Annotated in this window: 21 protein-coding genes and 22 tRNA genes; 4 read left to right on the top strand and 39 right to left on the bottom strand. The window is 50.2% G+C overall.

Going from position 1 to position 24,747, the window contains the following annotated elements:
* Positions 1-169: 169 nt before the first annotated feature.
* The 4 genes from FGI41_RS24205 to FGI41_RS24190 all read right to left on the bottom strand — a co-directional run bounded on the left by FGI41_RS24205 (position 170) and on the right by FGI41_RS24190 (position 4,157).
* Positions 170-2,179 carry a methyl-accepting chemotaxis protein gene (locus tag FGI41_RS24205; RefSeq protein WP_139492855.1) on the bottom strand — a complete coding sequence of 670 codons (2,010 nt, stop codon included), beginning with the start codon at positions 2,177-2,179 and terminating at the stop codon, positions 170-172.
* A 182-nt stretch (positions 2,180-2,361) separates the two neighbouring features.
* Positions 2,362-3,018 carry a GGDEF domain-containing protein gene (locus FGI41_RS24200; RefSeq protein WP_139492854.1) on the bottom strand — a complete coding sequence of 219 codons (657 nt, stop codon included), beginning with the start codon at positions 3,016-3,018 and terminating at the stop codon, positions 2,362-2,364.
* A 137-nt stretch (positions 3,019-3,155) separates the two neighbouring features.
* Entirely contained in the window at positions 3,156-3,548 is a 393-nt protein-coding gene (locus FGI41_RS24195; protein ID WP_139492907.1) for a VOC family protein, read from the bottom strand.
* Between the two features lie 159 nt (positions 3,549-3,707).
* The gene (locus tag FGI41_RS24190; RefSeq protein ID WP_438358057.1) at positions 3,708-4,157 is read right to left on the bottom strand and encodes a MarR family winged helix-turn-helix transcriptional regulator; all 450 of its coding nucleotides are present in this window, start codon (positions 4,155-4,157) and stop codon (positions 3,708-3,710) included.
* Between the two features lie 207 nt (positions 4,158-4,364).
* On the opposite strand from FGI41_RS24190, the gene FGI41_RS24185 reads away from it, so the two are divergent.
* Positions 4,365-5,654, top strand: coding sequence for an MDR family MFS transporter (locus tag FGI41_RS24185; protein WP_139492852.1), 1,290 nt, complete (start codon positions 4,365-4,367; stop codon positions 5,652-5,654).
* A gap of 90 nt (positions 5,655-5,744) precedes the next feature.
* Here FGI41_RS24185 and FGI41_RS24180 read toward each other — a convergent pair whose 3' ends face one another.
* The 8 genes from FGI41_RS24180 to FGI41_RS24145 form a co-directional block, all read right to left on the bottom strand.
* On the bottom strand, positions 5,745-7,982 hold the full coding sequence (locus FGI41_RS24180) for a hypothetical protein (RefSeq protein WP_139492851.1): 2,238 nt from the start codon (positions 7,980-7,982) through the stop codon (positions 5,745-5,747).
* A gap of 36 nt (positions 7,983-8,018) precedes the next feature.
* The gene (locus tag FGI41_RS24175) at positions 8,019-9,467 is read right to left on the bottom strand and encodes a glycosyltransferase family 2 protein (RefSeq protein ID WP_139492850.1); all 1,449 of its coding nucleotides are present in this window, start codon (positions 9,465-9,467) and stop codon (positions 8,019-8,021) included.
* Positions 9,434-10,549 carry a HEAT repeat domain-containing protein gene (locus FGI41_RS24170; RefSeq protein WP_139492849.1) on the bottom strand — a complete coding sequence of 372 codons (1,116 nt, stop codon included), beginning with the start codon at positions 10,547-10,549 and terminating at the stop codon, positions 9,434-9,436. The genes FGI41_RS24175 and FGI41_RS24170 overlap by 34 nt, the downstream gene beginning before the upstream one ends.
* A 7-nt stretch (positions 10,550-10,556) precedes the next feature.
* On the bottom strand, positions 10,557-12,266 hold the full coding sequence (locus FGI41_RS24165) for a diguanylate cyclase (RefSeq protein WP_255298620.1): 1,710 nt from the start codon (positions 12,264-12,266) through the stop codon (positions 10,557-10,559).
* The gene (locus tag FGI41_RS24160) at positions 12,250-15,312 is read right to left on the bottom strand and encodes an ATP-binding protein (protein WP_176560421.1); all 3,063 of its coding nucleotides are present in this window, start codon (positions 15,310-15,312) and stop codon (positions 12,250-12,252) included. Before FGI41_RS24160 ends, FGI41_RS24165 begins: the two co-directional genes overlap by 17 nt.
* A 16-nt stretch (positions 15,313-15,328) precedes the next feature.
* Complete coding sequence (locus tag FGI41_RS24155) at positions 15,329-15,703, bottom strand: response regulator transcription factor (protein WP_139492847.1); 375 nt, start codon at positions 15,701-15,703, stop codon at positions 15,329-15,331.
* A gap of 482 nt (positions 15,704-16,185) precedes the next feature.
* On the bottom strand, positions 16,186-16,530 hold the full coding sequence (locus FGI41_RS24150; RefSeq protein ID WP_139492846.1) for a hypothetical protein: 345 nt from the start codon (positions 16,528-16,530) through the stop codon (positions 16,186-16,188).
* A gap of 74 nt (positions 16,531-16,604) precedes the next feature.
* Entirely contained in the window at positions 16,605-16,835 is a 231-nt protein-coding gene (locus FGI41_RS24145; RefSeq protein WP_139492845.1) for a DUF3006 domain-containing protein, read from the bottom strand.
* A 166-nt stretch (positions 16,836-17,001) separates the two neighbouring features.
* On the opposite strand from FGI41_RS24145, the gene FGI41_RS24140 reads away from it, so the two are divergent.
* Both FGI41_RS24140 and FGI41_RS25200 read left to right on the top strand, forming a co-directional pair.
* Positions 17,002-17,904 (top strand): ComEC/Rec2 family competence protein, encoded by a 903-nt coding sequence (locus FGI41_RS24140; RefSeq protein ID WP_139492844.1) that lies wholly within the window; start codon positions 17,002-17,004, stop codon positions 17,902-17,904.
* A gap of 273 nt (positions 17,905-18,177) precedes the next feature.
* Entirely contained in the window at positions 18,178-18,351 is a 174-nt protein-coding gene (locus tag FGI41_RS25200; protein WP_176560419.1) for a hypothetical protein, read from the top strand.
* Between the two features lie 77 nt (positions 18,352-18,428).
* Here FGI41_RS25200 and FGI41_RS24135 read toward each other — a convergent pair whose 3' ends face one another.
* On the bottom strand, positions 18,429-19,163 hold the full coding sequence (locus FGI41_RS24135) for an SIMPL domain-containing protein (RefSeq protein ID WP_139492843.1): 735 nt from the start codon (positions 19,161-19,163) through the stop codon (positions 18,429-18,431).
* 206 nt (positions 19,164-19,369) lie between these two features.
* Here FGI41_RS24135 and FGI41_RS24130 point away from each other — a divergent pair, with 206 nt between their 5' ends.
* A complete protein-coding gene (locus FGI41_RS24130) occupies positions 19,370-19,600 on the top strand; it encodes a hypothetical protein (protein WP_139492842.1) in 231 nt (76 codons plus the stop codon).
* Between the two features lie 39 nt (positions 19,601-19,639).
* Here FGI41_RS24130 and FGI41_RS24125 read toward each other — a convergent pair whose 3' ends face one another.
* The 26 genes from FGI41_RS24125 to FGI41_RS24005 form a co-directional block, all read right to left on the bottom strand.
* Entirely contained in the window at positions 19,640-20,140 is a 501-nt protein-coding gene (locus tag FGI41_RS24125; RefSeq protein WP_139492841.1) for a DUF4362 domain-containing protein, read from the bottom strand.
* 296 nt (positions 20,141-20,436) lie between these two features.
* Positions 20,437-20,598: a hypothetical protein gene (locus tag FGI41_RS25195; protein ID WP_176560420.1), complete on the bottom strand. Its 162-nt coding sequence runs from the start codon at positions 20,596-20,598 to the stop codon at positions 20,437-20,439.
* Between the two features lie 158 nt (positions 20,599-20,756).
* On the bottom strand, positions 20,757-21,695 hold the full coding sequence (gene coaA, locus FGI41_RS24120) for a type I pantothenate kinase (RefSeq protein WP_139492840.1): 939 nt from the start codon (positions 21,693-21,695) through the stop codon (positions 20,757-20,759).
* A 99-nt stretch (positions 21,696-21,794) separates the two neighbouring features.
* Complete coding sequence (locus FGI41_RS24115; RefSeq protein WP_139492839.1) at positions 21,795-22,100, bottom strand: hypothetical protein; 306 nt, start codon at positions 22,098-22,100, stop codon at positions 21,795-21,797.
* A 181-nt stretch (positions 22,101-22,281) separates the two neighbouring features.
* Positions 22,282-22,366 (bottom strand) — tRNA-Leu (locus FGI41_RS24110).
* Between the two features lie 9 nt (positions 22,367-22,375).
* A tRNA-Ser gene (locus FGI41_RS24105) sits at positions 22,376-22,466 on the bottom strand.
* Positions 22,467-22,486: 20 nt separating this feature from the next.
* Positions 22,487-22,569, bottom strand: a tRNA-Leu gene (locus tag FGI41_RS24100).
* 22 nt (positions 22,570-22,591) lie between these two features.
* Positions 22,592-22,664 (bottom strand) — tRNA-Phe (locus tag FGI41_RS24095).
* Positions 22,665-22,678: 14 nt separating this feature from the next.
* A tRNA-Ile gene (locus FGI41_RS24090) sits at positions 22,679-22,755 on the bottom strand.
* Positions 22,756-22,771: 16 nt separating this feature from the next.
* Positions 22,772-22,856 (bottom strand) — tRNA-Leu (locus FGI41_RS24085).
* A gap of 10 nt (positions 22,857-22,866) precedes the next feature.
* Positions 22,867-22,957 (bottom strand) — tRNA-Ser (locus FGI41_RS24080).
* A 33-nt stretch (positions 22,958-22,990) separates the two neighbouring features.
* A tRNA-Lys gene (locus FGI41_RS24075) sits at positions 22,991-23,066 on the bottom strand.
* 7 nt (positions 23,067-23,073) lie between these two features.
* A tRNA-Gln gene (locus tag FGI41_RS24070) sits at positions 23,074-23,148 on the bottom strand.
* Between the two features lie 3 nt (positions 23,149-23,151).
* Positions 23,152-23,227, bottom strand: a tRNA-Thr gene (locus FGI41_RS24065).
* A 24-nt stretch (positions 23,228-23,251) separates the two neighbouring features.
* Positions 23,252-23,324 (bottom strand) — tRNA-Phe (locus tag FGI41_RS24060).
* A gap of 14 nt (positions 23,325-23,338) precedes the next feature.
* Positions 23,339-23,415, bottom strand: a tRNA-Ile gene (locus FGI41_RS24055).
* 358 nt (positions 23,416-23,773) lie between these two features.
* Positions 23,774-23,849, bottom strand: a tRNA-Val gene (locus FGI41_RS24050).
* A gap of 4 nt (positions 23,850-23,853) precedes the next feature.
* A tRNA-Glu gene (locus tag FGI41_RS24045) sits at positions 23,854-23,930 on the bottom strand.
* Positions 23,931-23,948: 18 nt separating this feature from the next.
* Positions 23,949-24,041: transfer RNA gene (locus FGI41_RS24040), tRNA-Ser, on the bottom strand.
* Between the two features lie 8 nt (positions 24,042-24,049).
* A tRNA-Asn gene (locus FGI41_RS24035) sits at positions 24,050-24,124 on the bottom strand.
* Positions 24,125-24,141: 17 nt separating this feature from the next.
* Positions 24,142-24,217 (bottom strand) — tRNA-Ala (locus FGI41_RS24030).
* 33 nt (positions 24,218-24,250) lie between these two features.
* Positions 24,251-24,327: transfer RNA gene (locus FGI41_RS24025), tRNA-Ile, on the bottom strand.
* A gap of 19 nt (positions 24,328-24,346) precedes the next feature.
* Positions 24,347-24,431 (bottom strand) — tRNA-Leu (locus tag FGI41_RS24020).
* A gap of 22 nt (positions 24,432-24,453) precedes the next feature.
* Positions 24,454-24,530, bottom strand: a tRNA-Pro gene (locus FGI41_RS24015).
* A 15-nt stretch (positions 24,531-24,545) separates the two neighbouring features.
* Positions 24,546-24,622 (bottom strand) — tRNA-Arg (locus FGI41_RS24010).
* 7 nt (positions 24,623-24,629) lie between these two features.
* A tRNA-Gly gene (locus FGI41_RS24005) sits at positions 24,630-24,705 on the bottom strand.
* Between the last annotated feature and the right edge of the window lie 42 nt (positions 24,706-24,747).

Genomic DNA, 24,747 nt, shown 5'->3' with positions numbered 1-24,747 from the left:
TTCACTCCTTCGAAGATATGACACCATACGATTATAATCGACAAATTTGCAAAGGTAAATTGAAGTTTGTGAGTTTCGCGCGCATTTTGTGTTAAGTTTTTGTAAACGAATAATAAGATTGTGTAAAAGTAGAGCCAAAGGGATTGACCCTCTGGCTCATTATTGCCTACTAATGTATTTTAAACACGCGAATAGCCTCTTTTAATATTTCCGCTTGATGCTTTAATGCTTCCAACGCCGTCGCAACCTGCGCCACAACGGCTGTCTGCTCCTCGGCTGTGGCATTTACTTCCTCTGCCCCCGCTGCCGCTTCCTGGGATACGGCTGATATATTCTGAATCATCATAAGGAACATCTCTGCACTCTGCTTCATCACAACGACTTCCTGGGTGACATGCCCGTTGTCAGCGACGATCTGCGCCATGTCCCTCGTGATCTGTTCAAAAATCTGCTCCGCCTCATGCACCAGTTGATTCTGGGCTGATACGACGCCTTTGGTCAGCTGGGTATGCTCGGCCGCCTCCTTCACTTCATGGCGGATCGACTGGATGATCTGGTCGATCTCCATGGCCGCTCGGCTGGATTCCTCGGCCAGCTGACGCACTTCACCGGCGACGACACCGAAGCCTTTGCCTGCTTCACCAGCACGGGCTGCTTCGATGGAAGCATTGAGCGCGAGCAGGTTGGTCTGCTTCGTAATCTTTGCAATCGTACCGTTTATGGAATTAATTTCTTCTGCTTTTTTCGACAATCTTCGCAAAATCTGATCCGATTCTTCGGCGATCTGGGTGTTCTCCTGTGCCTTGGTTTTGAGCAGATGCATCTTGCCAAGTCCTTCCGAGGTTAACCCGGCTGCGTGGCGGGCACTCATCTCCAGCGCCTCTGTCTTGGTGTAGACATCATCTACCTTGGCTTGCAGCAGGTTGGCCTGATCGGCACATACCTCGCACTCCATCGCCTGTCTGCTTGCCCCGGTCGCAATCTGCTGCACCGAGCGGGCGACTTCTTCTGAGGCGTATGCGGTTTCTTGTGCGTGAGAATCGAGCAGGTCGGTCTGTTCGGTGACAGATGAGACCAGTACCTGTGTCTCCCCGACCAAATCACGCATCTGCTCTACCATACGGTTGTAGCTGACCGCAAGCACCGCCATCTCCCCGCTGAGTCTGCCTGCTGATTTTTTCGTGAAGTCCCCTTGCCCAAGCGACTCCATTAGTGAGGTGAAGTGGCTGATCGGCTTGGTGATCCCACGGGTAATGCTGATACTGAACCAGACGATCAACAGAACCAGCCCGATGGCCACCGCCAAAAAGATCATCCGCATCTCGGCAAGCACCGCAATCAGCTCATCTGTCTGCACTTCACCGACCATCACCCAAGGCGTTCCTTCCAGTCCGACAGAACTTATTAGAATATTGTGATTAATAAAAGCCTTGGCAACCGGTTCTTGAGACAGCATCGGCATCAGCTCTTTTTTATCATAGGGCTTGGCAATCTGATCTGTGTTCTGATCCAGCGCGATGGTCTCCCCGCTGAGAATCTGCACCCGCCCCGTCTGACCCAGCTTGATTTCGCCGAGCATCGCGATCAGCTGCTCCACCTTGATATCGATGACAATCATTCCATCGATCCCGCTTCCATCCAGACGCACGATCGGCCAGATATAGCTGTACGCAGGCTCTGCACGCTTCAGCTGATAAGGCCCGATGAAAAACGGCCTGTTCTGCCCACTCTTGAGCTTTTCTCCAATCGCAGACTGCATCACCTCATCCCACACTGGAACCTCCTGAAACGAATCACTTGCAATCCGTGCCCCATTGGCCCCATACAGGGTGACCAGTGCGATATCACTTGACGAGGAAGAGATTTGCTTGATCTCGGTGGCGGCTTGCAGATTGAGCGCTTCCGCCTCCTGCGGTGACAGCTTGGCCGTCCCGATCAGCTTTTGTACATTCGGCACATTGGCGATCGCCCCTGCCGTCTTGGTAAACTGGCTCAAATAAATCCCAATCCTACCCTCCAGCTGCACCAGCACCTGATTGGCCGATTCTGTCTCCGCCTGCAGCAGATAACGCTCCAGCTGGTGATTCAAAAAGACCCCCAACAGCAGAATCGGTACAATGCTGACCAGCAAAAACGAACCAATCAGCTTCGTTTTCAAGGAAAGCTTGTGAATGTTCATCCTCTTCCCCTCCGCGCAAACGTTTGCATGAATCCGTAAAAAAATAGGCTTGCCAACTACAACGTAACATTCGAAATCATACCATTTTTTCCTTCCAGATTCACTCTTTTTTATCAAAAAACCCGTGAAACGGTTCTTATCAACGCTCCACGGGTGCCTTCCTGACAACGGTTATGAACGTGTCAAGACGTCTCTATGATGGGACTCTGCATACAGTCCCGCTTTTTCTTCGCTTCATACATCAAGGCATCCGCACGTTGGCACAAGTCATCTGCACAGGTGGCATGGCTTGGAAACGTTGCCAAACCAATCGATACGGTAATCTCCGGCATCAGCCGACGGACATTATGCTGTATGCGGTTCCCTACCGCGAGTCCCTGCTCTGTATCTGTATGCGGCAACAGGACGACGAACTCTTCACCGCCCCAGCGCCCGACCAGATCCTGACCACGTACATTGTCTCTGAGCAGCTGAGCGAATTTGACCAATACCCGATCACCGGCCACATGTCCATAACAGTCGTTGTACTGCTTAAAATAATCCAAATCGATCACCATCAGTGTAACCGTATAATCATTGCGCCGTGCCCGCTCTACCTCCTGCTGCATCAGCTCAAAAAAACGACGGTTGACCAGCACACCTGTCAGCGAATCATGATACGCCATCTTCTTCATCCGCTCCAGATGAGATCCCAGCCAATATCCCCCGAGTGCCTGCAGCGAAGTAAGCAGCACCACCAATATATGACCGATCTGACTCTCTGTGCCCAATCCGCATACCTGCCACCAGATTGCGGCCAGCAAAATCCCTGTTCCCAGTCCAATCCAGCAATATCTCATAAAAGTTCCCCCCGGCCCTTCTATCCACGCCCTGCTCTTTTTAGCCCGTATCACACGTAAGCCTCATATCGGTTTAGTTGCTTACACCTACTCATCCTGCTTTATTCTATTCACGATTTTGTGAAATTTGACTCATTTTATTTCCAAACGGTCATGCGCCGTTGCAGATTGCTCGTGTAAAGCTCCAATTGGGTCCCATCCGGATCGAGAAAATTAATCGTTTTTCCCAAGCCTCGTTCAATCGGCCCACGAACGACAGGAACTTCATGCTTCATAAGTATCGCAACCGCCTCGTCAAAATCGTCATCCTCCACCGAAAACGCCACATGATCCACGCCCAGGATATGCTCGTCCATCTGCACCAGATCCTGCTTCTCGATCAGACAGACCCAGGCACCACCCCAGTCAAGATACGCATCCGTCCGCCCGCGATGCACCAGTTCCATCTGGAGTACACCCTCGTAAAAAGAAAGAGAGCGCTCTAAGTCGCTCACGCGGATGGTGATGTGGTTAAATCCCTTCACCCTCATTTTCATTTGTACGTACACCCTTCTCCTCTATTGTTACATTTTTTTCCTTATGAGGACTATTTTATCTCTTTTGAATCGACTTGAAAAGACCTTCATAGATGAATTGTCTCAAATCTGCGAATTTATTTGCGTATGCAACTAAAGCAATGGGTTGGGAAATCAAAGATCCCCCAGCTCCCCTCTCAATCTGACGATCAGATCCCTCAACCGCTCACGATCGGTCTCACAAAGGGAAGCAAACACTTTGCAATCAAAATTATGCTTAATCTCAAGCCGGGTATTTTCAACGAAATCCATGTACTCTTCATCTAAACGGACGATATAGCTGCGGGCATCACTGTGATGAGCTTCTTTGATGAGGTAGCCTTTACGGAATAACGCAGGCAAAATACGGGACACGGTGGTCTTGTCACGCAATGTTTTTTCACCAAGCTCGGTCGGGGTCAGACCATTATGATGGGCCAGGACAACGAGCACTTGCCATTGTTCTGGGGTCAAATCGTATTTTTTTAAGACTTTATTGGTCTCTTCTCGGATCAATTGTCCGATGCGATGGAGATTGTGGGCGAGACTGTCGCGGTAATCTGGATAGAACGGGGACGAATCCACAGTTACCATCTTCCTTTCAATCTAGCTGTACAAAATAACAATATACATTAAAACTAATATACCAAAAAACTGACTGGTTAGTCAAAAGGAAACTTTATTACTTAGAAAGTTTATAATATTTGCAATGCTCTTTCCTAATGAAAGCCTTTTCTTGTATACTGATGCAAAAAAGTCTCTATCGAAGAGGCATGGGGGGTACGTGTTTTGTTGAAAAAAGTACGCCAGATGATCGGCCGTTATGATTCGATCATTTGGATTCGGGTCGTGGGAACGATCATGGTCACCTTTGCAAATTTTATGCTTCGCCCTTTTTTGGCTATCTATCTCTACGACAAATTGGACAATAATCTGCTGGTCGCTGCCATGGTGGTCGGGTTGCAACCAGCCACTTCGATGGTGGCCGGGCTGTATGGCGGTTCCTTGGCTGACCGGTTTGGCCGCAAGCCCCTGATGGTCGCTTCGCTTGCGATTGAGGCGGTGACGATGATTGGCTTTGCTTTTGCTGACAGCCTGCTTCACTTCGCCGTCTTGACGATTATCAACGGGGTCGGGGCATCCCTGTTCTGGCCAGCTGCAAGCGCGCAGGTAAGCGATGTCGTGCCCGAGGAGCAGCGTGGTGAGGTATTTGCTCTGTTACATACGGCTGTGAATGTAGGAGCAGCTATGGGCCCGCTGATCGGTGTCAAGGTGTATCAGATGAATCCGGCCATCGCCTTCTTCACCTGTTCCCTGATGATGGGGCTGTATTGTCTGCTGATCATCTGGAAGGTTCCTGAGACCCTGCCGAAGAAAGACCGTACCTCTTCCGCTGTGCTACAACAGACAGACGGGGACGACGGGGAAAATCAAGCGTTTTCAAAACAACCGAAAATGGTACTGCGCGAGCACAAGCTGTTGTTGGCGATGACACTGTTGGCCCTTCCTGTATCGTTTCTGTACTCTCAGGTGGAGATCGTCCTGCCCCAGCATCTGAAGACTCAGTATGTGGATTATCTCAACGTGTTTGCCATGCTGATGACGGTGAATGGCATCTTCGTGGTCTGCACGCAGATGCTGATTGCCAAGTACGCGGAGAAGTTTCCTGCACAACGCGTCATCCTGGCGGCTTATCTGCTGCTCGCCTGTGTCGGGGTCGGCTATGGCTGGGCACCGACCTTTGCCCTGTTGATCGTGGCAGAGATCTTCTTTACACTGGGTGAGATGCTGTATGGGCCACAGATTCAAAAAGCAGTCTCCGTGATCGCTCCAGAGGAGTATCGCGGGCGGTACTTCTCGATCTTTGGCTCCAACTGGCAGCTGACAGGGACGTTCGGGCCGAGTCTGGGTGCGTTGATGTTCGGTGTGCTCGGGGGCGGTGTCTGGTTCTCAATCGTAGGGGCCGCTCTATTGATCGCCGGGTTCTTCCAATACGGTCTGGTCAAAAAAGCGATGGCCTACGCCGAGAAATGTCAATCTGTTACAGAAGAGAAGTTAACAGATAAACAAGTAGTCATATAACAGATTATCCGATGTCTACATAAATCTACCGCTATATACGGAAAAAACTGGGCTCACGTTAAATATGTGACCCAGTTTTTTTATTTCCTTTTATTTTTTAACCTCGTTATGTTCCCCAAAGGCTTCGCTGATCATGTCAAAGCCTGCTTTTTTCCGCTCATGGTAGACTGGCAGATCCCACTTTTCCCACGAGTACAAAAGTGCGGCGGCTTCCTCTGTTGCTGATTTGGCGGCATGGCCAGTGGATTCTAGGACGCCTGCTCCCGCCATCTTGTCACGCAGGACAGGCTCTACGTTAATCCCCGGACTTGCCACAGGCTCATATCCGTTGACCTCGTATGGATAGTTCCACACCTGCTGGGTGCCCGGATCGGTATAGCCCAGCATCATCCACGGTATGCGGATCTCCAGTACACCGTCTTTGGCATACCAGTCAGCCAAGCTGTTGAACTCTTTGTCCGCAGGATCTGTAATCCCCGGCTTCATCACTCCCACCTCAAGCGTCTCAAATGGGATCTGTTGCTTCATGGAAGGCAGATACAAGGCTCTGCTCAATGCCAGATTCCACGGGAGGAACAGCCCTGCCTCTGCTTGGCGGTAGCGCGGGTCATGTGGCAGTTCTTTACGCACTTCGCCGTACAGCCAGCTGAACGGGTCATAGGCGCTGTTGACCAGCAGGCGTGACGCCTCTGGGCCTTCCATATGCAGCAGGAACTCCGCTGGCTTGCTGAAGGTGACACCTGGTGCAATGTCCGCAGTAGTGCTTCCACCTTTCAGGACATCGAAGCCGATATCGAGCTTGTCACGGCTCCAGTCCCAGCTGCCTTGCTTTTTCTGCAGGAGGAGATAGACGTGTGCCTCATCATGGGTCACGGTCAGGTCAAAATCAGCATAGGATTGGGTCTTGGTGTGCTCCTGCCCGTCCCAGTCTTCTGTCTTCCCGTCGAGGAGGATCATCTTGTCTGCTGATTCACCCGGCTCCATGGCGATCAGTCCAAAGTGTTCCTCGTTGGTCAGACGGTTGCGCCACATGGGTCGGCGGTCGGCGGGTAGCTCCAGCTCCACGGTGTTCCATGTGATCTTGAACCACTCATCGGTCCAGGCGAACAGAATGGCACCGTCGTAGCCTTCGTTGTAGATGCTTTTGTACAGATCGGCATTGATCCGTCCCTGCTCCTGCTCCGTGTGCATCCCTTGGTTGCGGTCGAGCGGTCCTTTATGCGCCATACCGCGGGAGCTTGGGACGCCAAACTCGCTGACCATCAGCGGGATGCCCTTGTGATGCTCTCTCATGTCGTGCAGGTAGCCGGCATACGGATTGATGTTGCCTTCGCTGTCTTTATAGGTCTGATATTTCGGTTCAAAGCGCAGGAAGTCTGGATAGTACGGATAGATATGATACGAAGCAAAATATCCAGCCTGCCACTTGTCTGTCGCTGTGACATGCATTGGATCAACTGGAACCAGATCCTCTTCTGCCAATGGTTCGTTCGGATGGGTGAGCGGATCTGTGGTCACCCAGTTGGTGAAGGCCACAGGGTGCTGCCACTTATACTTCATCTCCGCTTGACCCAGGGTGTCGAGCATCTCGGCCAGCCAGCTTTCGAATGGGGAAGCGTCTGATGCGGCTTGGAAGTATTGGCCGTGATACGGCTTAGCCCCCGGATGCCGCTCATTGGTTACTTGGACAGCCCGCTGATACCACTCCGTACCGACAATCCAGCCGAGCATATACTTAGAGACATCTGTTGTATACTCTCCACTGGCATGACCAGGACGTGCAGGCAGGTTGGCTTGTCCATGTACCACATCTACGATATCCTTGATCTCTGCCTTGAACTTGTCGGTGATCTCTGGCGTATAGGCATCATTCCCTTCGCCGTTCTCACCGATCAGCTCTTCCTCCGGTGACCAGATCCCCTGAAGCAGACGGAGCGGTTCTTCTTGTGTCCGGTTGAACTCATCTAATGCTTCATAAAAATGCGGGGGCAGGATCGTATAGACACGCACCACATCGGTGTGCATCTCTTTCATCTGTGCGAACCATCGCAGGTAATCTTCTTTGGTCGGTGATAATTCCCCGGGAAAGTGTCCCGGGGTGGTTGCTCCTAAATTGACTCCTGACCAGAAGTAAGGCTTCCACTCTTTCCCGTCATAGACGGCAAGATGCTCTCCCTTCACAGCGGCTACCTGCTTGATGCCGTCTGTTTCTTGGATTGGAATCTCTGCTTTTGGCCCGGTAAAAGGCAACTGGTCGGCAACCTGGCTGCAGCCGCTGGTGACAGCAAGCAGCAGCGCAAGTCCTCCTATGTGCCATGTTTTGTTCACAGGGTACCTCCATTCTCCCTTAAAATCTACCGAAGTCTAGGCGCCTATCGATGGTGGGTTGCTCGGCGGGTCTTGGAAGGTTTGACGCTTCATCTCGCCCCATGCGTGCTTTTTCTTTCTCACTTGGAACGTGGCGACGGTTTTCCACCAGCTGTTGAGCGGACGGAAATAAAAGTTTTCGACGATCGAATAGATGAACAGCATCAGAATCTCACTGAACCGTGAGTAGCGTCGGAAGTTCTGCTCCTCCAAGAGCAAAGCGCCCAGCGAGAGGATCAGCCCATAGATGAGGGAAGCGGCGAAGAAAGCAGTCGCGAACCAGACATTCAACAGTCCGAACAGGTAAGCCAGCGGAATCGAGATAAAACCGATCACCTCGATCACTGGGCCCAGCCATTCGACGAATACAAAATACGGCATACTGAACATTCCGACTACGCCGTAGCGTGGATTCATGAACATCTTACGGTGACGCCACAAGGTCTCTGCCAAGCCCCGATGCCAGCGGTTGCGCTGTCCGCGCAGTGTCTGACGGTCCTCGGGAGCCTGTGTCCAGCAGACAGGCCGCGGCGCGAAGTGGATTCGCCAGTTCTTCTTGTTTTCATAGCGGTAGCGGTGCAGACGAACGGTCAGCTCGGCGTCCTCGCCTACAGTGTTGGTCAGATAGCCACCTACTTCCACGACCGCACTCTTTTTAAATACTCCGAAGGCACCCGCGATAATCAACAATCCATTGACCGTGCTCATCGCTGTCCGCCCGACGAGGAAAGCTCGTAGATACTCCAGTACCTGGATGCGCGGCCAATGCTTTTTGGACAGACGCACCTCGGTGACACGCCCTTTGTCAATCGTACAGCCGTTGGCGATGCGTACCGTTCCACCGACAGCGACGACTTCGTCCGGGTTTTCGATGAACGGATAGGCCGCTTCGATCAAGGCTTGCTCCTCCAAGAGGGAATCCGCATCGACGACACAGAACAGCGGATAGCGGGAGACGTTGATTCCTGCATTGATGGCATCTGCTTTGCCGCCGTTTTCTTTGTCGATGACGATCAGCTCAGGATGGGAGAGTGAATGATAGATATTTCTGATCTGCTTGGTTTCCAGTTTTTTAGCAAATACTTGATTGATTTTGACCAGTTGATACGCTTCCTTCAAGACTTCTAAGGTATCGTCCTTGGAGCCGTCATTGACGACGATGATCTCATATTGCGGATAAGCGAGATGCATGAAGGCTTTGACGCTTTCGGCGATCGTTACCGATTCGTTGTAGGCGGGCACGATCAGAGAGATGGGTGGCAGGACTTCTGCGTGCTCCAGAGAGACCACTTCCCTGCTCCGATTCGTCCAAGCCTCCTGCAACAATCCGCGAAAAGATAGAACGATAAAGCTCAAATACGTAGTCTGAATGAACAATACATACAAAAATATCAAGAGGTTGAACACGATGACTAGATGGCCAAGGAACGCTCGATCGATTTCCATAAGCCCCCCTCCTGCAGCAGTTGAAGAAAGTAGCGTGCCATCTCTCTCCCGTACGCATCCGGATGCTCAGAAGCAAGTCGTCTGAGCTCCCCTTCGCCTTCATACGGGATCCGCACGATACCTACCGCACTGTAATAGCGCACCCACCAGATCGGATGGCTGAGATAATCCTCATAGACCGGCTGTAACTTCTTATCTCCTAACGTGGCAATTGATTTCATCGCCATGATTTTGACTCCGGCTGTTTCCGTAGGGGATTCGATCAGTTGGATCAGTCGCGGAAGCATCGGATAAGCATACAACTGGGTCAAGCCCTTGACGGCACCGATCCGCACCTCTGCCTCCGTGTCCTCCAGCTGCTCCACCATAAACGTAATCGCTCCATACATCCCCTTGAGCGCCATAAACTCAAGCAACGCCCGGCGGACAAGCGGTTTGGTGATTCCCTGATACAACGTCTGAATCACAGTAAGCGCCTGCTCGTCGTCCGTGATCTTGACCAGCTCCAACGCGCGGACGATCCGCTCTAATTGGTACCATTCCACAGATTCCTTGGCAAGCACTTCTGTCAGGGTAGCCAAGTCAGCTTCGGTCGACATCGAGGAATACGCCCAGAATGCCTTTTGCCTGACCAATGGATGTGGATCATACAGCAGCCGGGCGACCTGTTCCCGGTACGCCTCCATCTGAAACGTCCCGACGACATGCAGCCCTTCCAGCCGATTCCACCAACGACGGTGCTTGAGATACAGAGAGACCTCCTGATCAAAGCCCCATTCCACCAGCAGCTCATCCAGCTGGACAGAAGTCTGTCCCCGTAGCCGATGCTCGTGCAGAATCATTTGCTGCAGGGCCCATTGGCGAAAGCCCCCCCGCAATGCCCCTTTCATCCGAGGCGAGTACCGGCCCGGTGAGATCACATGTTGTTGCAGACGGGAGAGAAAATATTCTTTTCGATCCCGCCAACTGCGCTCCCGCCACTGGTTCTGCCATTTTTTGATGACCACCAGAGAAAAGAGCACGAGAAACATCGCCAGTAATACCAACAGATACAAAAGCACATATTGGGCAAATAAGGTCATAAAATCGTCACTCCAGCCCCAACAGACGTTTCACGCGGATTTCCAACTCGACCAGTGAAAAAGGCTTGGACATGTACTCCTCAGCCCCCAGCATCAATCCACGGACAACATCGGATTCCTGCTTGCGTCCTGAGAGCATCATCACTTTAATTTTGGAGAGCTGCGGTTCGGTTTTCATCTGCTTGAGCAGGCTGAATCCATCCAGCTTGGGCATGACACCGTCGAGGATGCACAGATCCACAGAAGTCTCCCGCAGTACATGCAAGGCCGCTTCGCCGTCCGTCACCTCGATGATCTGGACGGGCAGGTGGCTTAGCTTAGATTTTAAGATCGAGCGGATGATTTGGTCGTCATCGGCGATCAGTACGCTTTTGGTCGGATGCTTCACAAGCTTTCCAGACTCACTCTGCTGGACATATTCCGCCAGCTTCACCTGATTGCGTCCCTCTTGCTTGGCTCGATACATCGCATCGTCAGCCTGTTGAAGCCACTCTGCCATGGAGATTCCAGCCGTCCACTCGGCCACACCTGCTGAGAACGTGATGTAGAAGCTCTCACCCTCTGCCTGCACGATCGGCTCTTGCCTGATTTTTTGCAGCACGCGCTCCATGATACGAAGGGCCATCTCCCCCGAAGTATTGGGAAAAGCCACGACGAACTCCTCACCGCCATACCGCGCCAACAGGTCATGGTTGCGCAATTCCTGCTGCAGTCGATGCCCCAAGCCTTGCAGCACCAAGTCACCGATGCTGTGCCCGTACTCATCATTGATCCGCTTGAACCGGTCAATATCAAGAAATGCAAGGGAGATGACCGCTGGACTCCGTTCCATCTTTTCCAATTCCAGTTGCAGCTGATGGTCAAAATAACGACGGTTAAACACCCCTGTCAGCGCATCCCGGAACGCCAGCTGTTCAAAATGGCGGCTTCGCGTCAACAGACGATAAATCCCCGCCTCCAGCTCCTCATAATGAAACGGCTTGGTCATATACTGATCCGCCCCAAGGCGATAGCACCGCACCTTGTCCTTGACATCCTCACGACCGGAGAGGACGATCAGCGGGATCCACTTGAACGTAGGATCCTCCTTCAAAAAATCAAACAGTACATACCCAGACTCTGGGTGCATCATCAGATCAAGGGTGATCAGGTCATAGACATTCTCCCGCAACAGCTTTTTCGCTGCCGTCACGTTGGATGCTTCGTCGACCTGATATCCTTCTGCCTGTAAACGTTGTGCCAGAAAAAAACGCAGGGTATCATCATCATCCACCAAAAGCAGGCGGAATTGCTTTCTGTCCTGAATTCGTTGCTCCGGGTCTTCTCCAGTCTCATCCTCATGCAGTTCGTCATGGATGATGTCGTATTCCATCTGGATGTGCAGCCGGGCCTCTGCTGTCATCATGACCAGCTCATCCACCTCCATGTGGAGAGGTCCCGGCTTGCCCTCCTGTGTCCACTCCCATGGCTGCACCATGGTCTCTGCCAGCTTCCCGATCCGTGCAAAGCCGAAGATAGGCGCACTGCCTTTCATCGAGTGAATGATCCGATAGATCTGCTGTGCTACCGCTACATCCTGACCATGCTGATATTGATCCAGGAACTGCTCCAGCATCCCCAATTGATTGGCAAGCTCACGGATATACCGCTTTCTTCCTTCTTTTACAATATGGGCACTTTTGGACTGATTATGTTCTCTGTCATTCGAAGTTGTCACGTTTCTTCACATCCACTTCGATAAAATCTTCGTTCACTTTGATGTCGGTCACTTCCAGTCCCTGTTCACGCAACGACTCCGTAATCGCCAGCTCATCTTGCACCGGGAAGACAAAGTCAGGGCTCTCCGCCTGTTGCTTCATCAATTGCTGTACCACGGCAAGCAATCGCTCTACACTGAATGGTTTGCGGACGAACTTCTCTGATGCTTTTTCCTGATAATGACTAGGCGGCTCGATCACACTCGTTACAATCACCGGTGTACTGGCATAATACTGGTTCTGGTTCAGTTCGGAGATGAACTCCCAGCCCAATTTCGGCCCCTTCAGCTGAATGTCAACGATACAGAGCAACGGAGAGCCACTCTGATGATTCCGCAACGAGAGAATCGCCTCTTCGGCTGAGTGCAGCTGCACTGTCGGCAGGCTCCAGCGTTGCAAAGCCTCCTCGATCATATGGGTCAGGTTGTCATCATCCTCTAAGATCACAATCTTCCCTGCCACATCTGGCACGTCATAGACAGGAAGATCCACTGTAAAAGTAGTACCCCGTCCTACCTGTGAGACAAACCTGATCGATCCCCCGTGTGCCTCCACAATTTCTTTGACAATCGCAAGTCCCAATCCCGTCCCGCCGATCTGACGACGGTCTGAATTATCGACACGGTAGAACTTGGTAAAGATATTCTCCTGACTCTCTTCTGGAATCCCCAAGCCATAATCGGTCACATCAATCAACAACCGGCTAGACTTCACCCGGACAGACAGATCAACCTGCTCAGCACCCGGCGAATATTTGACCGCATTGCTGATGAGATTGTGCAGCACCTGTGTGACCCGGTCGTGATCACCATGCACATAGACCGGATCAGTCGGCCCGACCAGCTTGATCTCATGTGCCTCCTTGCCCCTCCACTGCTCCATCACATCGCTTAAGATTCCAGTCATCTCCAGCGGGGTAAAATGATAGACTTGTTTTCCGGACTCCATCCGTTGCAGATCGAGGAAGTCATTGATGAGATTCGACAATCGGTTCGCTTCCTTATAAATAATCTCCATATACTTCCTTTGCTTTTCCACCGTCAACTGGCGATGCAGCAGGATTTCCATGAAGCCGAGTACCGTAGCCAGCGGAGTACGCAGCTCGTGCGAGACGATACTGACGAACTCGTTCTTGAGCTCATCCACCTTCTCTTCATCGGTACGGTCACGGAATACGAACAGGAATCCACGTGTTTCGCTGCCTGCCTCATCTGACACCTGATTGGCATACAATTCAAAATGAGTCAGCTTGTCATCCACCAGCTTCAAGGTAAAGCGCTCCTGCAATTCCGTGTGTTCCCCTGCGATAAACTGGGAAATGATGTCCGTCATCGAGACTCCCTTGTTCTTGCTGCTCACAGGAAGCCCTGCCAATGCGTTCGTCAACAGAGAGCCGACCAGATTACCAGAGACGACTTCCTCCATGCGCTGATTGGCAAACACCACGCGCCCCTCTAGGTCACACATCACGATTCCTTCATGCGTCGACTCCAAAATGCTTCGGATCAGATCACGCTGCTCCTCCAGGTTCTGCTGCTCACGGGTCAATTCATCATTGAGATGGGCAAGCGCGGCTGATTGGTTGCGGCGCTCCTCATTCATCAACTGAGCAAACAACGCAAGCGAAAACTGCTTGACCAGCCCCTTGCTCAATTGTTGACGGGCCTCTTCCACCTCACCGCACTGATAGTTGGTCATCAAGATGAATCCATACACCTGCTGCTGATCATCCAACAGCGGAAAATACTGATCAATCGCATATTCGTAGCCCAGATGCACGCCGCGCTCCATCTCAGACACCGTACGCTTGTGGGTCATCGTTTTCTTTTCGGTAAAGATCCGTGCCGCCTTGCCGTACAGCTCGACTTCAATCCGTGGGAACAGAGAAGCCGGATACCCGACGGAATAGACCACTTCATAGCGGGATTCATTGGTTGGAGTCGGTTTATGCAGAAGCACCATCGCCGCATCTTGATCCAGTGCCTGCAACAACGAAGTAAAAGTCCCCTCAAAGAACGGCAACAGCTCTACATACCCTGTCAGCTTTTCCTGATACTCCGTGATCAGCTCCAACTCTTTTTCACGGTTGGTCAGCTTCCCCAAGGTATCCTCCAGCTCAATCTGCTGGGCCATAATCTCTTCATTCTGAGATTCCAGTGTATCGCGCTGACTGATCAGCTCCACATTGCTGTCTTCCAGCTCTTGATGTCGCATCTCCAGCTCTCGTACCATGTGGTTGAAGCCCTGCTCCAGCATGCCGATCTCATCTTCACGGTCGCTTTCCTTCATAAATACATAGTGACCGTACCGAATCTGCTGTACATTACGCTCCATCGCCATGATCGGATCGACCACATCGCGGCGCAAAAACCGTACCATCAGCAAGCCAGACAAGAAAGACCCCACCAGCATCACAACCGGAATCGCCAGCTCCATCGAATCATACGACTCTTTTTGCTTCAACATCTGATCCAACTCCAGCTGATAAAGCTCATTGATCTGTTGCAGGTCAGAATTGATCGCCCGCAGTGCAGGTGTTCCCCGCTCGGACGCGATTACATAGATTGACGCCATATCTCCCTGCTGTTTTAACATCGTGCTTTTTTCCAGAAGAGATTCATAATCTCGCCAGTTCGTTTCGACATGATCGAGCAGGCGCACCTTCTCATCACGGAACTGAACAGACTGAGCGGCATCTTGCTTCACCGCACCTAACATCTGGCCAAATGTTGCCCGATTTCGATTCGCTTCATCCAAAAATTCCTGCTTGCCAAATGCCAAATGCCCGCGAAAAGCCAAAGCCACCGCATTATACTGATCATGCAGTTTGTCAGCCCGTTGCTGGATGATCACATAATCATCGATCTTGGCGACGATCTGCTTGCGAAAATGGTTAATCCCAAAGTAGGCGCTTATCATGAGCACGACGAAAACGAACATCCCAATCCCAATCAGCATCAGGATGCGGTAAGCCAGACTTTTCCTCTTCTTGACCATTGCTACCATCGTTACCTCCTGTCCCCTACCCTTGTAATAGGTCAGCCACGACATCCAACAGCTGCAACGGACTGAACGGCTTGATCATATAAGTGGTAACCCCGACTTCCATCGCCTTTTCGCGGTCTTTCTCCTGGGTCTTGGCCGTCAGCAAAATCACCGGGACATCTACATTGGCATTACCGGAAGCTCGCAGCCACTGGCATACCTCCACACCGGTTTTCTCTGGCATCATATAGTCGAGAATAATCAGGTCAAACGTATGCTCCCCCAGCGCCAAAACTGCTTCCTGACCATCCTCTGCCTCCACGATTTCATACCCCTCATCTGCCAATGTCTCTGTAAGCAAAAAACGAAGGGCAAATTCATCATCCGCAATTAAAATCTTTTTCATCGACATAACCTCTCCCCGCCTGCGTTCTACGTTTTTCTCTTTATTTCCAACATTTCTACAGTAATAACCATATATAATGTACAGTTAATTATACCGTTTGAATCGGTTGAAAACCATTATTCCATTAGTAAATTTCACGAGAAAAAGCAGGAATATGCTGGATATCCCTGCTTCTCTTATCTCTTCATTAATATTGTTTTAGTTGGACGTTTCTTGAATGTAGTTCAGCAACTCCTCTTTATCCTTGGTCCCTGGGAACATGCCCCCGAACAAGCCTGTCTCGTAGATAAAGCCATCCTCGTCATGAAGCACGAACTTCGGAGCGAATTCGGCGGCTGCCCGCTGGTCCCGGGTAGTGAACCTGATCTTGAGCCTCACCTGTTGCTGAATTGGCCTTAAACGTTTAAGTTACTCTCTGTCTCTTTATCTGTGGCTCTTGTTCTTCTCCATAAAAAAACAGCACGCCTGTCGACGTACTGTGTTTCATCCTATTTTTGAACAGATACACTGCTGCTGACATGGACCTGTGCGTTGTTATTGTTCATTTGCAGATTAATCACGATAATAATCCGGTTGATATCGTTGGTTTTTTGTTGCATATGGTCCGTAAACGTTTGCAATTCTTGCACCTTTTGAGCGATTAGGGTTGGATTGATTTCTTCCTCATAACCTGTTTCGGTTGGTTTGTTCAGCTTGCTCAAGATCGCATTGCGAACGGTCAAGCTTTGCAGTTCGGCTTCCATCTCTTCTTTCTTCTTTTGCAGTTCTTCTTTTTCATGCAGTAGCTCATTGCGCCACTTTTCCAATTCGGAGCGGAATGTATCAATATGCATCACTGGAAATCACCTCTTCCAATTATTTACCCTGTATAAATGTCATTCAAAACATTTGGAATGACAGAATTGATTCATTCTTTTTCTTCAACGAACAAATCCTTGACCAGCGCCTCTACTTCACGCTTGCGCTGCTCAGTTGCTGCTTGGTTGACCAAGATTCCAAAATCAAGGACATCCCCCTCTTGAGCCTCTGCGGGAATAGCTGCCCTTGGTACATTAAAAATCTGCTCCCCGTACTCGATAACCGCCCAGTCCTCTTCAAAATGATCAATGATAAACAGCGGTTTTATCTGATTTCCCATGGTAAATCCCCCCTCCTTCCACAATATCAGGTTTCCTACGAATTTGAAACCATATCTAAAAAGAATAAAGAGTTAAAATGCTTACAATTTTCATATACTTCCTTAACATTTTATGTATAATATAGGTGTTGTAAAAATATTTTGATCATTTTAGGAGGAATGAGTTTTGAAACTGGCATCAAGATTCACTAGTGGTAAACACCTTGGTAATCGCATCATGCTCTCGTTCTTACTGATGGCAAGCCTTGTGCTCGGCTATTTCAACCTGCCTGCACAAGCAGCAGCCAACCTGCAAGTTCATTTTATTGACGTAGGTCAAGCAGATTCCTTCCTGATCCAGCTGCCGAACGGGCAGAACATGGTCATCGACGGCGGTAATAACGCAGACGGTACCACGGTTGTCAACTACATCAAGTCAAAAGGCATCACCCGTCTTGACTATGTAGTAGGTACTCACCCTGACGAAGACCATATCGGCGGTCTCGATACAGTGATCAACAATTTTACTGTCGGAAAAGTATACCTTCCAAGCCGCACCTCCACTACGCAAACCTACACGGACCTGATCAACGCGATCAAGGCAAAAGGCCTTACCGCTACAAAAGCAGCAGCTGGTGTCACCATCCTCAACACAACCGCTGATTCGAAAGCGCTTACTGCTGTCATGGTCGGTCCTGTAAAAGATACATACTCCACAAACAACAACGCCTCTGCAGTCATCCGCCTCGCTTACGGCTCCACCAGCTTCCTCTTCTCCGGCGATGCTGAATTGGAAGCCGAGACCGATATGGTCAACTCCGGTCGTACTCTCTCTGCCAACATCTATAAAGCCGGTCATCACGGCAGCCGCACTTCTTCTTCTGATGCTTACCTCAACAAAATCAACCCATCTGTAGCCGTCATCTCCTGTGGTGCGGGCAACACATATGGCCACCCACACGCTGAAACCATCAGCAAGCTCCAAGCACGCGGTATCAAAATCTACCGTACCGACCTGCAGGGCACCATCATCTTCACTACATCCGGCAGTGGCTGGGTCGTGAACAAATCCCCTTGGTGGCAACCATAGGATCGAGGACCCGCTAACCCCCTTATTTCATACAAGTTCACGTATCCAACCAGCCCCGCTTCAACAGAGCGGGGCTTTCCCCTCTTAAAGCGTCAAAATTCCGTAACAAATTGTCACACTATTGTAACCGTTTTCATTGTATAATAAGCATATGTCTATGATAGAGAGAGAAAAAATGTTTTTCGTTTTTCTCACCCATTTACTTGAAACCTTTTGCCCCCTTGCATCGTACAACAATAGCAGAAGAATGATTAGCTCAAAAAGGAAGGGAATATGATGCGAACCTATGTCTTCTTGTTTGAAACCGCGACAAAAAAATGGTTGGAAACGGTTACAGCCAACAGCATGTTTGAAGCAGCCACCAAAGCCAAAAACATCGCTGTCGACAAATCCAAGGAACTTGCTTCCAAGATCCAGTTCTCCTTTTATCGTGTTCAGGCTCTCTAGTCCATAAAAAAACCGTCTTGCGCATCTGGCAATGACGGTTTTTTTATGATTGTGCGGGCTACAGGGTTTGGGTTTTCTTAGAATTCGTAGCTGACGCTAATATTAGCTTGGATTTTCAACTCACCCGGTGAAATCTGGGTTGGAGCGTCAGCCGCTGCCTCAGACTTCGCTCTCAGCAACATCGGAACCGCTGGCTGAACAGCGCCGCTCTCCGTCATGGAAATGATGCCTTTGATCTTCACGCCTGCTGCTTTGGCCAAAGCATCTGCTTTGATGCGTGCATCTGCCAACGCACGTTCGAGGGCTTGCGACTGATACGCAGCTGCTTTCTCGGTGCCAAAATCAAGGGAATCGACACGGTTTACCCCAGCCTGGGAGAGTGTGTCTAAGAACTGACCCACTTTCGGGATATCTCGATAGGTGACGCGTACGATATTTTGCACGGTATAGCCGGTGATTTTTTGACCGTCTTTGTCACTGTAGCTGTATTGCGGATAGGTGCTGAATTGGACGGTTTGAATGTCCTTATCGGCGATCCCTGCTTTGTTCAATGCCGCTTTTACTTTGGCAAATTCAGCTGCATTCTTCTGGTGAGCCTCTGTTGCTGTCTTTTCAGTCGTCTGTACACCAAACTGGACATAGACTACATCAGGGGTAATGGAGACACTCCCTGTTCCATTAACATTGATTTGATGTACAATTTGTTCCTGTGCGGCATGGGCCGTTTGGACACCCAATCCGTCATTGATTGGTGTACCGGTAAACAACAGAATCGCAGTAAGTGCAGGATACAAGAGCCAGTTCTTTTTCATAGATGAAGCACTCCTTTTTGTTGATCATATTACCTATGTGACGTGGCATACCTCTCAAACGTTTCACAACCTGTGATCTTTATCTAGTTTTTAGTTTACCTATTTTGGTTCTCTTTTAAAAGGAGCTCCACATAACCGCATAACCCTAGGACCTAGTGTACATTCTAGGAGTACATCCAATTTCCATTCCAAGGGAGGTGAACCGCATGTCATACCGTCATGAAGACCAGGCTCCACAATCCCAGTCTATGAATGACTCCCAAGTCAGCCAGCAATCCTCCATGAGCACGAATGAAGAGCTGCGTGACCTCGGCACCCATCAAGCAGGCGCTTCCAACCTGCACGAGACCCGTACCGCTTCCCGCATGTCCTCCTCTGAACAGGCACAGGTATCAGAGCCAGACAATAACCCACACGGCTCCCATGGTACGTATTAACAAACAGACAGCCAACAATGTGTTTGGCTGTCTGTTTGTTTACCGTCTCGTTTCGTTAGGAATAAAGAAAAAGAACCGTTCCTCCCGCTCCCCATCACACCCTGTAAGGAAATATTCCTTGCCTTGCTCCGCCTCACGGGCTACAATCCCTTGGCAGGTGGCGGTGTTTTCTTTTGCATTGCCGGTTCCTGCGTAGTGATCCATCGAGTTGTCATAGCGGTGCTTGATCGTCTGACCATCGTAGTCCAATTCATCAAAAACAGGGTCCCCTTCAATCGTGTACGAGGTGATCTTGATCTGATCTGGCTTGTGCTTGTCCACATGTTCGAGAAAAGCCGTGAACTTCTCCAGATTCGTAAATCGGCCGTGAACATTGACCACATCTCCGGCCTCTTTTGCTTTGTCTGGCGGGTACGGATTTTCACGCATCGGTGGTTCTACGATGGTGTTGTATTTCACATAATACGTCCATGTTACCGCGAAGATTACGGTCAGGATCAAAACAAGGAAGAGATACATATATACGCGCTTCTTAGACATCAGGCTTCCTCCTTTCTGGCTGCTGCAGCAATATCCGTTACGGCTTAAAAATCCCTACCTGCATCGAATCTTCTATGTACGTATCTTCTATCAAGTACGTACTAGCTATCATACGTACTCTCTGGTTGGACGAATCCTCCCCTCTGTTCGTTACGCCCCATATCCCTCGTTTCGGTTACAGCCTACAGCTCTCTTTTCCCTCCCCCCCAATCATTTTTTCCGCATACAGAAAAACCCGTCTTCGCGGGAACCAAAGACGGGTACTTCATGTTCCTATCGGATTAATCTGCTTACCGTTACAGACGGTCGTCCTCCCACAGCTTTTCGTACTCAGCGTCCGTCATGTTCGGGTCATTGAATAACAGCTCTTTGCCGGTAAATGTCTGTGCCTCCACGGTCTCGCCAGTCGTGGGGATGTGGATGTGCTGTACGTGTTCAGATCGTTTCTCTTGATCCATCTGGGTGTCCTCCTATCCTGTTCACTTACGTTGTTAGGGTAGGCGAAGCAGATGAATCCTATCCACATCCATGACGTTCCCCCGGACAAGAGCATTGATTCGAGTCAAGGCTTTGAAGAGACGCCCAGGTCTTGACGCCTCCCAAGTCTTGGCACCTCCTAAAGCTTACGAAGCTTTACCCCTTTGACGAAGTGGTCCGGCCCTTTTTCCAGGATCAGATCAGCACGGCTACGGGTCGGCGCGATATTTTCCACAAGGTTGATACTATTGATTTCGTTCCAAATCTTCTTGGCCGTTTCCACTGCTTCGTGATCGCTTAATGTCGAATAACGATGAAAGTATGAGTTCGGCTTTTTGAAAGCGGTATCACGTAACAGCTTAAAACGCTCCACGTACCATGTGGAGATGTCCTGCTCATCTGCATCCACATAGATCGTGAAATCAAAGAAATCAGATACGAATACCTGTGGAATCAAGCGTGGATTCCCATAAGAAGCGATCTGCAATACATTAAGTCCTTCTACGATGACAATATCCGGCTTACTCACCTGCTGCACCTGATCAGGCACGATGTCGTAGACAAGATGCGAATAGACAGGAGCAGAGACTTCGGACTGCCCGGATTTGACACTGGCGAGGAACTGAATCAGACTACGTGTATCGTAGCTCTCTGGAAAGCCTTTACGCTTCATGATATTACGCTCTTCGAGAATCTTGTTGGGATAAAGAAAGCCGTCTGTGGTGACGAGATCCACTTTGGGCTGATGAGGCCAGCGTGCCAACAGCGCCTGTAGAATGCGTGCTGTGGTGCTCTTCCCCACCGCGACACTGCCGGCGATCCCGATAATGAACGGGACCTTTTCAGAGCGGTTCCCCAGGAAGGTCTGGGTGGCTTTATGCAAATTCTGGTTAGCGTCGGCGTAAAGGTGAAGCAACCGTGACAGTGGGAGATAAATCTCCAGAACCTCATCGACCGAAACCCGCTCATTGATACCCTGAAGCTTGATCAGATCTGCTTCTGTTAGTGTCAAAGGAGTAACGGAGCGCAATTCGGCCCATTCATCCCGGTTAAATGTAATGTAAGGATTGGTGGTCATCTTTCAGGGTCTCCTTTTTCCTGCAATAGATTCATTGTAACAGGTAAAAGACAGACTTGTCACCGTTTGTCGACTTCTGAAGGCTTGAGAAAATATGAATTAAGCGGTGTGACCCACTCTCTGTGTCTCTTTCATCGGACGGAATCCATAAAAAATAATCCCACTGCCCCAGAAAATCGCAAATAACCAGATAAACACTTTGGCAATGTTAGTAATTACGGCAAAAAAATCAGCTGCAGTTCCGTCCAGCTTTACATGCAGCATACTTCCGTCAAAAAGCCATTGAATTGGCTTAACAATCTCATGCGTATGAAACAGGCTATACATATAAACAGTAAATAAGAGTGTCATGACAAATAGTGGAAGTACAATCAAGGCAACATATGGATGTCTCCATTTACTCATCAATTCTGCAACCTCCTTCGTCGAATGATGTCGTTGTTTCTGATGGTTTCTATGATAACAACGGTTTCGATTTTGTGACGACTTTGTGGATACAAGAAACTTTAATTGATTGAGGGCACAAAAAAAGCTACTATCTCGTTCCTCTGAACCAAGAAGTAGCTTGTCGTCTGTGTCATATGTATGGTGCGGTCGGTGAGACTCGAACTCACACGGGTCGCCCCGCCACCCCCTCAAGATGGTGCGTCTGCCAATTCCGCCACGACCGCAAAAACAAATGGCGGAGAGTGAGGGATTCGAACCCTCGCTACACTTGCGCATACTAACGGTTTAGCAAACCGTCCCCTTCGGCCTCTTGGGTAACTCTCCGCGATCTTTTATGATAATATTGGTGCGGGTGGAGGGACTTGAACCCCCACGGTCGCCCGCCAGAACCTAAATCTGGTGCGTCTGCCAATTCCGCCACACCCGCATGTGGTTGATCAATTAAAAGGTGGCTCGGGACGGAATCGAACCGCCGACACGAGGATTTTCAGTCCTCTGCTCTACCGACTGAGCTACCGAGCCATATTTGTATGAGATGGTGGGCCTAGGCTGACTCGAACAGCCGACCTCACGCTTATCAGGCGTGCGCTCTAACCAACTGAGCTATAGGCCCATTTTACAAGTAAAATTGGTGCGGTCGGTGAGACTCGAACTCACACGGGTCGCCCCGCCACCCCCTCAAGATGGTGCGTCTGCCAATTCCGCCACGACCGCAAAAACATAATGGCGGAGAGTGAGGGATTCGAACCCTCGCTACACTTGCGCATACTAACGGTTTAGCAAACCGTCCCCTTCGGCCTCTTGGGTAACTCTCCGCGATCTGTAAATCTTATTCTTCTCGAATAAAATGGTGAGCCATGAAGGACTCGAACCTTCGACCCTCTGATTAAAAGTCAGATGCTCTACCAACTGAGCTAATGGCTCTCATAAATGGCTGGGGTACTAGGATTTGAACCTAGGAATGACGGAGTCAAAGTCCGTTGCCTTACCGCTTGGCTATACCCCAACATGGTGCCGGCGATAGGACTTGAACCCACAACCCCCTGATTACAAGTCAGGTGCTCTACCAATTGAGCTACACCGGCATATCATTTTGTGTGTAAATAAGGTGGCTCGGGACGGAATCGAACCGCCGACACGAGGATTTTCAGTCCTCTGCTCTACCGACTGAGCTACCGAGCCATACTTGTATGAGATGGTGGGCCTAGGCTGACTCGAACAGCCGACCTCACGCTTATCAGGCGTGCGCTCTAACCAACTGAGCTATAGGCCCATTGTCGTTTCGTTTACGAGAACGAACTCTAGTTTAGCATAATCTAAGTCAATCAATCAAGTACAAGTTATTGGAAGTTATCTTCTTATACTCATCTACATAATCTTAACGCCGTTATCCCTCGTTCACAAATACTAGTCTAGCATATGAATTCAATAACGATCAAGCCAAATATTTTACCAATCAAGCAAGTAAAAGATGACACGACCGGTTGCCTCCCCCGCCTCTCTCTTCGGGCGTTCGGGCGGGTACAGCAGATCACCCCAGGTCACTTTAGGTCAGAGCTCTATCAGCCAAAAAAGTAAGCCCCTGCTTCTGCAACATTCGCAGAACCAAGGGCATCGAGATCTAGTATGTATGGTGGAGGCTGACGGGATCGAACCGCCGACCCTCTGCTTGTAAGGCAGATGCTCTCCCAGCTGAGCTAAGCCTCCATCATGGTGACCCGTAGGGGATTCGAACCCCTGAATGACAGCGTGAAAGGCTGCTGTGTTAAACCGCTTCACCAACGGGCCATTCCTAAAAAGTTAAGATGGCGGACAGGGTGGGATTTGAACCCACGAGACGGTTCGACACCGCCTACACGATTTCCAATCGTGCTCCTTCGGCCACTCGGACACCTGTCCATCTTAAATGGCTCCTCAGGACGGACTCGAACCGCCAGCCTACCGGTTAACAGCCGGTTGCTCCACCATTGAGCTACTGAGGAACATTTTTTTTGAAAATTGGTGGAGCTGAACGGGATCGAACCGATGACCTCCTGCTTGCAAGGCAGGCGCTCTCCCAACTGAGCTACAGCCCCATTTTCATCAAATGGTTGTTACTATTATATATCTGGTGGGCCTAGGCTGACTCGAACAGCCGACCTCACGCTTATCAGGCGTGCGCTCTAACCAACTGAGCTATAGGCCCATTTTATAAAATATAATATTGGTGCGGTCGGTGAGACTCGAACTCACACGGGTCGCCCCGCCACCCCCTCAAGATGGTGCGTCTGCCAATTCCGCCACGACCGCATACTATATTGTTTATAAATCATGGTCGGGAAGACAGGATTCGAACCTGCGACCCCTTGGTCCCAAGCCAAGTACTCTACCAAGCTGAGCTACTTCCCGACTATTTTGTAAAAATGGCGTGCCCTGAGAGATTCGAACTCCCGACCTTTTGATTCGTAGTCAAACGCTCTATCCAGCTGAGCTAAGGGCACATACTTATGGAGCGGACGAAGGGTCTCGAACCCTCGACCTTCGCCTTGGCAAGGCGACGCTCTACCAATTGAGCTACGTCCGCAAAAATGTTGGTGCGGCCGAAGGGACTTGAACCCCCACGGTG

Origin of the sequence: Brevibacillus dissolubilis, assembly GCF_006170445.1 — a bacterium.
GTDB lineage: Bacteria > Bacillota > Bacilli > Brevibacillales > Brevibacillaceae > Brevibacillus_B > Brevibacillus_B dissolubilis.
The sequence above is the reverse complement of the archived record's forward strand: the minus strand, read 5'-3'. Positions and strand labels throughout refer to the sequence as shown.